Raw genomic sequence first — 13967 nt, 5'->3', positions numbered from 1 at the left:
TTGTTAAATAAGGCAAGTTGGTGTTCATTTTCATAAAAGTGTCAAAATATTGATATGTTTGGTAAAAATAATCTTAAAAAAACAACTGTTGGGTTAAGATATGTTCATTAATTAATAAAATAATTGAATTATATTGAAGTAATTGGATATAAATTTGAGGATATTGTGATTTTTATTTAACAGTTATATAACTTAAAATTAAGACTGGTGCTTTAAAATATATCCAGTTTTGCGTAGGAATTAAAATCAAATTCAGTTATGAGAAAAAAGTATGCATACCTATTATCAGGACTTTGTTTTTCGGTATTATTGACCATGGTGTCCTGTAATACTGACGACGATGCGGCAAAAAGCGTTATTCCGTTTACCGCTGATATTTATAATTCGGTTAATGGAAAGAAAGTAGCTTTCCATGGCTTGACAAATAATGCGGCCTCATGGAAATGGGATTTTGGGGATGGTACGGAAAGTAGCGAACAAAACCCGGTTCATCTCTATAAAGATGCGGGCTTTTATACTGCTGTCCTAACAGTGACCGATAATTCTGGAGCAACAATAACCAAGGAGGTTGAACTGGCTTTGGACATTACGCCATACGTGCTTTTGACAGGAGGTGCCAATGATACTGATGGCAGAACATGGCGAATTTCAAACGGTCACTCGGGGGATGATTATTTTGCGAATTCGGATGCGGATTTATCCCCTTATGATGAGGCGCCAAATCCATTGCCTGGCGGAATATTCGGCTCTGGTTTAGGTATGGCTGAAGTATATGAGGATGAATTTACGTTCTATTTTGATGGAAGCTATGGCCATGATGTAAAGGAAGATGGTGCGGCTTTTAGTGGTGTATTATATCAATTTGCCACAACAGGGGGTGCTGGTATCGTAAATGATGGGGGTGTTGGATTTGGACTTTGTACTGGATTGTTCGAACCGGAATCCGATGCAACCTTTACGTATGTTGAAAATGATGATTTGACCACTTCGTCAGTATATGGTGCTGGTGGTGCCATAACCTATGAAGGGGTTACTACCCTGGATTTTTCAGGGAATGAGTTTGTAGGTCTTAAGGATTTTGAAAATAAGGTCATCCTTCAGGATATCTCATCGAATTCCATGCGATTGGTGATGTTCTTGTCCGCTTCCCCAGAAGCCATAGGGATAAATACCAACGCGGTTATATTGACCTTTGAAGCAGTTGAGTAGACAGAAAGCGTTTTAAACCAAAACTAACAATAACCAATTTATACTAAATCGATTATGGATAAGCACTTTTATTATTATATTAAGAAAAACATCAAGCGGTTTTCTGCGTTGTTTTTTCTGATGTTCCTGCTTTTGGGCAATCATTCCGTATGGGCCCAAAGTACCATTACGGTGACCGGAACAGTCGTTTCTGAGGAGGATAGTATGCCTTTGCCGGGGGTCAGTATTGTATTAAAGGGTACTGCAATAGGGGAGACTACTGATTTTGACGGTAATTATAGCATTGAAGCACCCGCAACGGGCACATTGATGTTTTCCTATATTGGATTCGAGCCCAAAGAATTGGCCGTCAACGGAAAAACGACATTGAATGTTACTATGGCTATTGGTGAACATGCCTTGGATGAGGTAGTGGTTACCGCCTTAGGTATAAAAAGGGAGGACAAATCATTGGGGTATTCGGTAGAGAACGTAGCTGGCGAGGAATTGACAAGGGTTGCCCAAGAGAACGTATTGAATTCGCTCTCGGGTAAAGTTGCCGGAGTCTCGTTAAATGCCACTGGAGGAACGGGTTCCTCCGTTAGTATGGTCATAAGAGGGGCGATTTCACTGAGCTCTGATAACCAACCACTCTTTGTGGTCGATGGGGTACCCGTGGTTAATGGTCTTAATAATATAGGAGGTTTTGGTGATCGAAACCCAGTGGATTATGGTAATGCCATTTCTGATTTGGACCCCAATAATATAGCCAACGTAACCATATTGAAAGGAGCCAGTGCAGCTGCCTTATATGGTTCAAGGGCTGGTAACGGGGTGGTATTGATAACCACGAAAAAAGCGGAGGAAAACCAAAAGATGAAAGTAAGCATAACCTCAAATACGGTTTTTGACGTTCCTTATAAGTTTTTGGATGCCCAACATAGTTTTGCTTCGGGCTACTTATCCTATTCCCCGGAATCCCAAGGTGGAAGCTATATATTGCCCGATGTGTTGCCTACAGGAGGTAATGGGGGGCCAGAATTGGATAGGGGGTATTTTGCGGTACAATGGAATTCCCCTAAGGATGCCAATGGTAACCCTGTCCCAACGGAATTGAAGTCATATCCCAATAACATACAGAACTTTGTGCGTACGGGAATTACAACGACCAATAGCTTGACCATAAGCAATAGTTCTGAAATAATTAATTATAGATTGGGTGTAACGGCCATGGATAATATCGGAATCATTCCAAATTCGGATTTAAAGCGTAACAGTATATCATTATCCGCTACTTCCGATTTGAACGATAAGTTGATGGTTAGTACCAATATAAATTATGTCAACAGTTATGCCAATAATAGGCCGTCCTCGAATAGGGGCACCAACCCTTTACAATGGGCATATGCCGTACCGGCGAACGTCAATATCTTGGATATAAAGGATTATGATTTACCAGGTGTTGAGGTGTATAATTTTTCTGAAGACTATGAGAACCCATGGTTTTTGGCCAATGAGATAAAGAATAGCTTTTCGAGAAATAGGATTTACGGAAATATTGCGTTGGATTGGAAAGTGTCCCCTGATTTTAATATTAGGACCAGTTATAACCTGAACAGTTATAACCAAACGCAGGAGACCAAAATGGCACCGGGCTATACCAGGGAGAGTAACAATGGTACTTATGGTATTGCCAAGACCGAGGGGTTAGAGACCAATATTGATTTTTTGGCCACTTATGCCAAGGATTATGATAATTTTGATTTTTCAATTTCAGCAGGGGGCAACCTGATGTATCAAAAGAACACAGGACTTGTCAATTCATCCGCTAATGGGGCAGGACTTACGGTCCCTAATCTTTTTACGGTAGATAACATAGCCTCAGGGACATTGAATTATTCGAGCTTTTTGACCGAAAGGGCCATCAATAGTGTTTATGGTATTGCCGATATTGGATATATGGACTTGTTATACCTTAGTGTAACGGCCAGAAATGACTGGTCAAGTACACTACCGGTAGATAACCGTTCTTATTTCTATCCTTCAGCCTCGTTAAGTTTATTGGTAAGTGAATTGATCGATATTCCTAAAGTGGATCTTTTTAAACTTCGCGGTGGATGGGCAAAGGTAGGTAATGATACCAATCCGTACCAATTGGGGGTTTATTACAATAATGCTGGAGAATGGGAAAATGCCACGCTTTACGGTGGGCAGACCGGGTTGAATACCCCCGACCTGGAACCAGAGGAAGCTACATCCCAGGAATACGGTGTAGATCTGACCATGTTCAATAACAGACTTCGTTTTGAAGCAACGTATTATACCGTTGAAAATAAAAATCAAATAGTACCGAACATTCCTATAGCAGGTTCTTCGGGCTTTAATAGTGTGAGCCTGAATGCAGGGGTATTGGAGAGTAAGGGATTTGAAATCTCCATGGGTTTTACACCGATTAAAACCAAAAATTGGAATTGGGATATCAATGTGAACTATACAACCAACGAATCAAAGATATTGGCCTTGTCCGATGGGGTTGATTATATTGAGTTTTGGAGTGATAATAAAAGTGTTTCCAGAGGCTTCGTTGCTAATCCGGAAACTGGGGAAGATGGTTTGGTAGGGAATATCTATTCCCGGAAAATAAAAAGGGTTACCGATTCTAATTCACCCTACTACAATTACCCTTTTATAGGGGAAGGTGAGGATGCCGAATGGATTGCCAATGAAGATGAATGGTTTAAGGTAGGGAATTATAACCCTGATTTTATAATGGGGTTACAAACCAACCTTACCTATAAAAACTTCACCTTGAATATGACCTTTGATTGGCGTTCTGGCGGACAGTATATGTCCCAGACATCAAGATATATGGTAGAGGATGGTTACGGACAACAACTATTGGATAATTTGGTTGATTCAGGGATATCAGGAGCTGGACCCGAGCTCAAGCAGTGGGTGTTGGACAATGCTGATGAGCTAATCTATGCTGAAAACTTCTATTCTGTGGGAGGTACTCCAGGGAATGGTGGTTTTGAGGAAAACCTATCAGGACAGGCCGTTTATGATGGGGTCTTTGTTCCTGGGGTAAGGGGTTCATATGACGATTCGGGAAATTTTATATTGGAGCATGAGAACCTTGGTGATGCCGGAACGGATTTTATACCATTTTCAGTAAGTAATCCATGGGATTTTGGAACCAATCATATGTTTGATGCCGACTTTATTAAACTGAGGGAAATATCCTTGGGATACACTCTGCCCAGTAAATTTGTTGAGCGCATGGGGATTGATAATCTAAACTTTTCAATCTATAGTCGAAATATTATGCTTTGGACCAAAGACTCTGCATTTGGTGTAGATCCCGAAAGGGCTTTTCAAGCCGAAACAAGTAGTGGTAATAGGGGAACGCAGTTTAAACAAGGCATAGAACGTTATAATGTAGAGCCTTGGTTGGTTCCTATAGGTATTAAAATCGGCGTAACTTTTTAATTAAAAATTAAACAGAATCATGATGTATCAAATTAAAAATAAAATAGTCGTTTTGTTCCTGGGGGGTATGCTACTTGTCGCCTGCCATGGTCTGGAAGATTTGAACGAAAATCCAAATGCTGCGGGGCAAGAGAAAATCGACCCCAACCTTTTAATGCCCACAGTAATCAAAGGAACTGGTAAGACTTATGTAGGTCTTGGTTTTGGCGATTTGGCAGGGGTTGTACAACATACCCAAAAAGACGGCTGGTCAAGTGGCCATAATTCCTATGACTGGAGTAACGATTCCCATAGTTGGAAAGATTATTATGCCCTATTGAAGAATAATCAGACCATGATTGAAAAGTCCGAGAACGATGCCTTGGACTTTCAGCTCGGCGTAGGGTTGGTTTTAAAATCCTATCTCTTTGGTCTAATTGCCGATTTATGGGGAGATGCTCCTTATTCCGAGGCTTTAAAAGGCGATTTGGGGTTTGAGTTTTTCGATTCCCCTTTCGACGAACAGTTCGCAATTTATCAAGGCATTTTCGCCGATTTGGATAGGGCCAATAAGCTCTTGTCCCAAGATGGGGGTGCCTATTTCGGAATTGAGGATGAACAGGATATTTTATATAATGGGGAGGTGTCAAAATGGCGAAAATTCGCTAATTCATTGGCATTGCGCTATTACATGAGATTGTCGGAGAAAGAAGCTGCATTGGCACAACAGGGAATTGCCAATATAGTATCAAACCCAAGCAAGTATCCTTTGATATTGGATGCCGAGGATGATGCCAATATGGCTTATGTAGGAAATACCAGTGATGATTCTTGGCCGAGCAATACCAAGTTTGATGAGAGCTCACAAGGGGCTTATTTCAGGATTAAAATGGCCAAAACCTTGGTCGATGCCTTACAGGAATTGGACGATCCCCGATTGGGTGTCTGGGCCAACAAAGTTGCCGAACCCTTGGTTCTCGAATCTGATGTTGCGGATGATTACGATGAAGTCATAGATGGTGAACGCCATGTGTCACAGGCCATTGTTGATGCCTATGAATCATCCTATGGGTATCCGGTTGATTATGATAAGGAATATATTGGTTTGCCCACCGGGCTCACCTTGGGTGCAGCTTATAATTTGAGTGAGGATGTGAACCAAGGAACCTTTAACAAGCACGCCTCTCAGTTGAACGATATCTATAAAGAAGCTAATGGGCCTTTGCTACAAGCCCGCTTAATGTCCGCAGCCGAAGTGAATTTTGTACTGGCGGAAGCAGCACAGAAAGGCTGGGCCTCGGGGTCTGTCGAACAGTACTATAACGAAGGCATATTACAATCCTTTAAAGCTTGGGGGGTTGTTGATGATTATGGCGATTACATTTCCGGAGCCGCGGCTTATTCCGGTTATGAAGATATTCTTGAGCAAAAATGGATAGCAAGTTGGTCGGCTGCATCCGAAGCATGGTTCGATTATAGAAGAACGGGGCTTCCTGACCTACAGCCCGGCAAGTCGGCCAAAAGAAGAGCATTGCCTATTCGGTTTTATTACCATATTGATGAATTGGACAATAATACCGAAAATGCCGAGCAGGCTATCAATAGATTGGAGCCTACGGAATTTCTCGGGGATGATGCGAGTAATAATAGCGCATGGTCCAAAATGTGGCTTTTAAAGGGGACAAATAAACCGTATTGATGGTTTGATCGTATAGTTTTTAAAAAGGGTGTTTCATTTGAAGCACCCTTTTTTTATGGGAGGTAAAAGGGTATTCTGATTTAGGAGGCAATCCTAATCTACCCAACTTTTATACCTCTTATTCGGGTAGAACAGGCCATCAGGAAAGATGTAAAATAAGAAAAAGGCAAAAAGTAGGTGTTTTTTGCCCCAAAAACAGCTTTTATTGGGTTGAAGATGCCAAAGGGTTAATATATAATATATTTCCTGTAATATTATAGTGGTATAAGGGCTGGTTTTAGTGTTAATTTGTTTCAATACAAATGTAATACCCATTGAATAACACTTTAGGGAAATCTTGTCCCTTAGGTGTTTTATAATAATGGCAATTAATTTGAATTACCAAAATCCGAATGTGATTAATAATCAGTACCACATCAAGATGTTGTAGAAACAACGAAGTTCTACTATAGGTCTTGATCGGTCAAAAAAAGGATTGGATGAAAGGGGATAGAATAAAAAAATACGGCATTGGTGTTCTTCTGGTTTTAATAGTTGCCCTGGCCGTTGTATTTCATTTTGAAATATATTTTGAAAATGCACTAACCGGACTTCCAGAAACTGATTTTGGGGTGGGAATTTCAAATTGGAGAATTCTTTTTGAACCTTTTTTGGGCCCTTTACTCTTTTTAAACCGTTCCATTTATGCACTTCGTGAATTGCCTATGGTATTCTTATGGGTGTTGATTGTTTACCTTGTTTTCAGTGGGATATTTGGGCGCGAAGGATTTAGAAAGAAAAAAATCGGAAACGTTTTACTCAATGTACTCTTGATGTTGGGGATTTGTTTTTCGATTTTCGTTCTTATCCTATTCGTTCCATTGCCGAACAATACGATTGTAAACAATTCCAAAAATGCCGTTTTGGTAACCACCCATGCCCATACCGAGTATAGTCATGACGGACTTATTTCGCAGGAAGGGATGTGGCGATGGCATCAGAAAAATGGCTTTGATGCCTTTTTTATTACAGACCATGCCAATCATAAAAAAAGCTTGGAATTTGCCCAGGCACAACGAAAAGGCGCATTCCCCATGTCTCCATTGGTTCTGGTTGGACAGGAGCATTCAGGGAGCAATCATATGAGCTTATTGGGACTAGATGGAGCATTCGAAACCAAACGAATGTCGGATGAGGCAGTAGTCGATTCGGTCCATGCCCATAGGGGAGTGGTAATTATAAACCACTGGTTCGATGGTAAAGGAAAAGAAAAAGAGTTTTATCGACATCTAGGGGCTGATGGTTTTGAAATTGAAAATGTCGGAAGTGATCTTTATTATGATCGTGATCTCTTTAGTAATCTAAAGAAGTTCTGTAGCGAAAATGATATGTTAATGGTTGGCGGCCTCGATTTCCACGGTTATGGTAGGGCATGTTCGGTTTACAATGCTTTTGAAATTCCCAATTGGGATATCATGGATCCTGTTGCCAAGGAACACGCCATTTTAACCATTCTCAAAGACGGTCCCCAAGAAAAAATAAAGATACTGATATATAAAGACCGACCTTATTATTCCGATTCAAACTTAATTTTCAGGCCCTTTTTTACCGTAATTGATTACTTCAGGACACTCCATATGCTTCAAGTAATCTCTTGGGTGTTTTGGGTGATATTGTTCTGTTTTATAGGGAAATGGATGAAATCCACTTATATCGACTTTGATCTATGGGTCATACTATTGGCTGGGGCAAGTGCCCTTTTTCTGTTGGTCTTGGCCATGGTCTATTATGTTAAGGGAGAAAAAGTAAAAGGCTATAGTGATATGTATACCGAGTATATGGGAATCCTTGGTCCTGTAGGTCTGGTTCTTCTGATAATTAGCTTATTTGCAGGATACTTTCGTTTTTTTAAACCTACCGCTAAATCAATATAACCATGGGAATGAAAGTTTTGAAAATCATCTTGTGGTCCCTGTTTTTATTGGTGGTCATAGCGTATTTCTATTATTTTCTTCCTGTTTGGGGAATTCCTTTTAATGGGCAGCGACAGGGAAACCCACCACTTACCCCGGCCTGGGCATTGGAATGTTGGCTTTGGGAAGACGACGTCAATACCTCTGATTATATAGATGAATTATTGAAAGGATATAAAGAGCACGATATTCCAGTACGCACTGTTTTGTTGGACAGTCCTTGGTCGGTGCGTTATAATGATTTTGAAATTGATACTGTCAGGTATGAAAACCCGGAGGTTTGGTTTCCCAAACTACAGGATGAAGGGTATCGTGTTGTACTTTGGATGACCCCGATGGTCAATAGTTTTAGCAAGGATACCCGGATTAAAAAAGATAAAACCTGGTATGACAACGCGATGGAAAAAGGGTTTTTGGCGAAGTCGAAATCACCTAATGAATGGTGGAAAGGGGAAGGGGGATTTATCGATTATTCGAATCCCAAGGCCATGGAATGGTGGCGGGGATTACAACAAAATGTTTTTGACTTGGGTATTGACGGTTGGAAATTGGACGGTGCAGCTACTCTTTTTTACTCAAAAATCGGTCCGTTACCTTTTTTCTATAAAAAAACGGGCACAGGGAGGATGTCGACCAGAACGTATATGGACCATTATTACCGGGATGAGTATACCTACGGACTAACCCAGAATCCTGAATTTTTGACACTCTCAAGAGCTATCGACCGGGGGTATCATCCGGAAGGATTTGCACCTATCGATGCTTCACCTGTCAACTGGGTCGGGGATCAAAAACACGAATGGGTGACTGATAAAATGATCCAGGAAAATGATGATTCCCAAAAAGATATTGCTTTAAAAGGGGTACAAGGTTTTGAATCGGCTATAAGCAACATTCTTAGTAGTGCCAAATTGGGCTATAATATTGTGGGTTCCGATGTGGCTGGATTTTCTGGATCGATAATTCCACCAAGACTTTATATACGATGGGCCCAGTTTTCCTCTTTTTGTGGATTATTCCTAAACGGGGGACATGGGGAGCGGCGCTTATGGAAAAGAACCGAACAGGAATTGAGGATTATTAGAAAGTATGCCTGGTTGCACACTGAATTGGTGCCTTATATGTACCATTATGTGGTTAGTGCCCATGAAGGAGGACGAAAGTTACAGACACCTTTAACACAGGGTAAATACCAGTATATGTTTGGTGACGATTTTTTGATTGCCCCAATATATAAAGATAGCGAGATCAGAAAGGTGGTGTTGCCCGAAGGAAAATGGCGTTATTTCTTTGATGACGGATACGTATTGGAGGGCCCCATTGAATTAGAAAGGGAATTTCCGCTTGATGGTTTTCCAGTTTACATCAAGGAAGGGGCTATTGTTCCTATGGATATCAAAAGGGATTATACGGGTTTTGGGGATAATGATTCTGAGGGTTTTATTACCGTGTTGATATATCCTGAAGGGGAAAATTCCTTCACGTATTATAATATCGAGACATTAAAGAAAACGATTATTTCCTACGAAGCAAAAACCAATGGCCTTATGATAAGGTTCAAGGGAGGAAAAATACCCCATATTTTGAAAATACATTCAGAAAAAACTCCCCAGGCGATAACCTTTGATGGTAAGGTTTTACAACAACAAATGTGGAAGTATGACCAAGAACAAAAAAAGATAGTTATAAGAATTACGAGTCATTATAGCAATGGAGAGTATAAAATCGATTATTAAAACAGGTAAGGATGAATATAAAAAAACAACAAGTTCTTGGGATATTGATAGTTGCCATGTCGCTTGCAACAGCATGGGCCATCAGGGGTCAGTTCGGTCATGAACAAGGTGCGGCATGGGCGGGTGCCATCGGAGGGCTAGCCCTGATTTTGGCAGCAAAAAGGGAAGATTGGTATCCTAAAATGGTTTTAGTGGCCCTGGCATCCGCTGTAGGGTGGGGTGCCGGAGGTATGATCAGTTATGGTCAAGTCGTGGGTTACGGCCGGGCCGATAATTTCCCGAATGCCTTTTATGGTCTTTCGATGCTGTTTGTTATCGGGGCACTTTTCGGATTGCTTGGAGGTGGTTTGGTTGGTTTGGTTCTTGGTCATACCAAACAGAATAAGGTTCGATGGGGTTCCTTGGTTTCAGAGATGACCGCGGGTGGACTTATTTCCTACTATTTTCTGGTAGAACAAATCGGATTTAAAATGACTCCACCACGATCTGAGGCCTGGGCTATCATATTGGGCGCTGGTCTTGCCATGCTATGGTATATGGCCCGTAATAAACAAAACTCGGCCATTAGGGTCGCTGTTTTTTCCGCACTTGGCGGGGGGTTCGGTTTTGCATTCGGGAATTTTCTGCATGTGGTGGGCAATGTGATGGAGATAGATTTCAATATGTGGAACGTGATGGAATACAGTATCGGTTTCTTTGGGGGATCGGGTATGGCCTATGGTGTGTTCAGTTCTAAATGGCCTGTGGATGAATCCAAACCTAGAGCATGGGTAAATAGGGTCTCCTTATTTATTGTCCTTGTATTCGTACCCTTGATCGTTTATCGCGAATCATTGGCGTATGATCACCTTCTAAAACGACTGGGAGAAGTTGATAATCTGGAGAAGGTAGCTTTGTCGAGTACTATTTTTGCCGCGACGATAATGGTATTGACCGTAGTTCTGGTTTATACACGGTTGAAGAACGTACATTATGACCAAAAGAAAACAGCTCTTTTTCTCTTTACCTATTTGGGGTTGTATGCCTTAATGAGTTATGTAATCAAAGGTTTGTTTGCAGGTCATATGATTTTAAACCACCATTTATATGTGTTGAATATAATCGCAATCTTTCTTCTGTACAAGAAGGGAAACTATGGAACCTTCGATGTGGTTTCAGATACGGTCAATAGCAAAAAATGGTTCGTCTATTTATTGGGTATTCTGGCGTTTATCGCCCTGTGTACAGTGATCTTGATTAGTATCCATGGTGAATTGCCACATAGTCACAATCGCTTTTGATCAAAAATACAGTTGTGAAGTTGGATTGTCTTCGGGGTTAATAATTAGAGTTGATAGAATGAAAGTTGTTTACAGTGGCAGAAATATAGGGAACAGGATAATTACAGCAACGACGTTCTTGTGTATAGCCTATGCGATAGTACGTTATAATGTGGCGGGGAATGTACCATGGAAGGATGTGCCTGTGTTTGTTTTAAACAAAGGGATTTCTTTGGCTTCATTGGTATTATTGATAGGGAGCCTTTCGTTAGGACCATTGTGCAATTTGGGGGTACGTATTTCAGAATCGATCTTGCATGCAAGAAAATCGATGGGTATCATAGGGTTCGTCTATGTTTCAATACATTTATTAATGAGCATGTCAATTTTAAATCCTAGGTATTATCCTAAATTCTTTGCTTCGGATTATACCCTGTCCTTACAGGGGAGTATTGTTATTCTGGCGGGTATCTTGGGGTTTACGCTTGCAGGTATCCATCATTTTAGTTTTAAGGAAGGGGCTAAACGGGCATATCCTATTATTGTGGCCGTGAAATCCAAAAAAATTGTGGTGTGTACCATGCTTTTCTTTGGCTGCCATGTTTTTTTTATGGGCTTCAAAGGATGGTTGGGGATCGATCAATGGCACGGAGGATTGCCTCCAATAAGCCTACTCTCGTTTTCTTTGTTTTTGATGGGCTTTATGGTTAACCTTTTGGGCCGCAAGTAGTTTTTAGTGACTTTGTTTATTGCAAATGGCCTTACCTGAAGTTTTTGCGATATTCCGATGGGGTTTTGCCCATACTCGCTTTAAAGTAGTGGTTGAAATTAGCTAAATTATTATAACCACTTTCATAGCAAATTTGGGTGATTTGCTTATCTGTTTCGGCTAACAGTTTGGCAGCCATTCCGACCCTTACATTTTTTACATACTCCATAAACGTAAGACCGGTCTTCTTTTTGAAAAACCTGCAAAAGGAACTCGGGGCCATATTCAATACCGATGAAGCTTCTTCAAGATTAATACCTTCTTGAATATTTAGGAAGACATACTCATAGACCTTATTGATCTTTTCAATGTTTTTGGTGAAAACGGAAGATCGATTCATTGGGTTGGAGAGTCTTTCCCTATCCTCGATTTTTATCAATAGGTTGAAAATCCTAAGTAAACCTATATAATATTCGAGACCTACACTTTGCGACAGCTCAGTTAAAATTTCACTGATTTCGCTGTCGTTTTCGGTTCTGAATCGAATACCACGGTTGGCTTGTTTCAATAATACCACTACATTTTGGAGTTCTGGCATTTTAAAGAACTCATTGTCTATGATATTTTCTGAAAAATGCGTCACAATGCAGGATGGATCCTCATCTTTTTCAGCATCCAATAATTCCCAACAATGTGGTAGCTCAGGACCCAATAATACAAGGTCACCCTTTTCAAATCCCGAAATGTTATCGCCAACAATTCTTCTACCCGTACCCGAAGTAATATAATTAAGTTCGAAATTCTTGTGGGAATGAATCCGGGCATCAGATGATAGCGGTAATTTCCTAGAAATGAAAGAGTGGTTGTTAGGGACATAAATTTTCTCAAAAATAAACTCCATATCTTACTATTTTAACTCTTATTTTCAATATTACATAAAAAAAATGATATCTAAGTTAAGATACTATATGATTTGCATAAAATAATTGCGCTTATCCAGCCATGTTTCGATTTTCTTTGTAAGAGATAAAAACAGGACTATGAAATTAGTATTAAAGGGTATTATTCCACCAATGATTACACCATTGACGGCAGATGGTAATTTGGATATAGAAGGTGTGCAACGACTTATAGAACATTTGATTTCTGGAGGGGTGCATGGTATTTTTTTACTCGGCACCAATGGGGAAGGACCAAGCTTGACCTATGAATTGCGCAAGGAATTAATTTCATATTCCTGTAAATTCGTGGCCGGTAGGATTCCTGTCCTGGTAGGTATTACAGATACGTCATTTTTGGGGTCACTTGACATTGCCGAACATGCCAAAAATGCCGGGGCGGATGCCGTAGTGGTGGCGCCACCCTATTATTTTCCCATATCGGAGAATGAAATGATCGAATATTTAGAGTGTTTGGCCCCTAAACTGCCATTGCCCTTTATGATGTATAATATGCCCAGCTGTACCAAAATACACTTAACGATAAAAACGGTCAAGAGAGCGAAGGAACTTGGAGCCATTGGTATAAAGGATAGCTCTGGCGATATGGATTATTTAAATTCCTTGATTGAGGAATTCAAAGGCTCGCCCGACTTCCCCATTATCGTGGGTACCGAATCTTTTCTGTCAGAAACGATTAGAAAAGGAGGGCATGGTGCCGTAGCCGGTGGGGCCAATTTTGTTCCTGGACTTTTTGTGGATCTCTATAACGCCTCGGTTCAAAATAACAATTTGGTTATTGATGAACTTAATGAAAAGGTAAAGTATATTTACGATACTATTTATAGTGTGGGTAAATACGAATCGCGGGTAACCAAAGGAATTAAGAGTGCATTGTCGGCAATGGACATCTGTGAGGATTATATGGCATTACCATTGCGAAGGTTTGAAAATGGGGATCGAGAGAAAATCAAATCATATATGCGCGAAATATAAAAGATTGTTGTTTAATTAGTGA

General features: G+C 40.5%; 9 protein-coding genes. 8 read left to right on the top strand and 1 reads right to left on the bottom strand.

Features of this window, described 5'->3' with window-relative positions; translation table 11 throughout:
• Positions 1–258 precede the first annotated feature (258 nt).
• The 7 genes from HPE56_RS03115 to HPE56_RS03085 all read left to right on the top strand — a co-directional run bounded on the left by HPE56_RS03115 (position 259) and on the right by HPE56_RS03085 (position 12032).
• Positions 259–1209: a PKD domain-containing protein gene (locus HPE56_RS03115; protein WP_188242294.1), complete on the top strand. Its 951-nt coding sequence runs from the start codon at positions 259–261 to the stop codon at positions 1207–1209.
• 54 nt (positions 1210–1263) lie between these two features.
• Entirely contained in the window at positions 1264–4677 is a 3414-nt protein-coding gene (locus HPE56_RS03110; protein ID WP_223170154.1) for a SusC/RagA family TonB-linked outer membrane protein, read from the top strand.
• Between the two features lie 19 nt (positions 4678–4696).
• A complete protein-coding gene (locus tag HPE56_RS03105) occupies positions 4697–6355 on the top strand; it encodes a SusD/RagB family nutrient-binding outer membrane lipoprotein (RefSeq protein WP_223170153.1) in 1659 nt (552 codons plus the stop codon).
• 479 nt (positions 6356–6834) lie between these two features.
• Positions 6835–8268, top strand: a complete 1434-nt coding sequence (locus HPE56_RS03100) for a PHP domain-containing protein (protein ID WP_188242293.1) — start codon at positions 6835–6837, stop codon at positions 8266–8268.
• Between the two features lie 8 nt (positions 8269–8276).
• Positions 8277–10043: a TIM-barrel domain-containing protein gene (locus HPE56_RS03095; protein ID WP_223170152.1), complete on the top strand. Its 1767-nt coding sequence runs from the start codon at positions 8277–8279 to the stop codon at positions 10041–10043.
• An 11-nt stretch (positions 10044–10054) separates the two neighbouring features.
• On the top strand, positions 10055–11323 hold the full coding sequence (locus tag HPE56_RS03090) for a hypothetical protein (RefSeq protein WP_188242291.1): 1269 nt from the start codon (positions 10055–10057) through the stop codon (positions 11321–11323).
• A gap of 58 nt (positions 11324–11381) precedes the next feature.
• On the top strand, positions 11382–12032 hold the full coding sequence (locus HPE56_RS03085) for a hypothetical protein (protein ID WP_188242290.1): 651 nt from the start codon (positions 11382–11384) through the stop codon (positions 12030–12032).
• Positions 12033–12063: 31 nt separating this feature from the next.
• On the opposite strand, the gene HPE56_RS03080 is transcribed toward HPE56_RS03085, so the two are convergent.
• Positions 12064–12912: an AraC family transcriptional regulator gene (locus HPE56_RS03080; protein WP_188242289.1), complete on the bottom strand. Its 849-nt coding sequence runs from the start codon at positions 12910–12912 to the stop codon at positions 12064–12066.
• 139 nt (positions 12913–13051) lie between these two features.
• Between HPE56_RS03080 and HPE56_RS03075 the strand changes: the two genes are divergently transcribed.
• The gene (locus HPE56_RS03075) at positions 13052–13945 is read left to right on the top strand and encodes a dihydrodipicolinate synthase family protein (RefSeq protein WP_188242288.1); all 894 of its coding nucleotides are present in this window, start codon (positions 13052–13054) and stop codon (positions 13943–13945) included.
• Positions 13946–13967 lie beyond the last annotated feature (22 nt).

Origin of the sequence: Maribacter aquimaris (genome assembly GCF_014596745.1) — a bacterium.
Lineage (GTDB): Bacteria > Bacteroidota > Bacteroidia > Flavobacteriales > Flavobacteriaceae > Maribacter_A > Maribacter_A aquimaris.
This window is presented reverse-complemented; position numbering and strand designations above follow the sequence as displayed.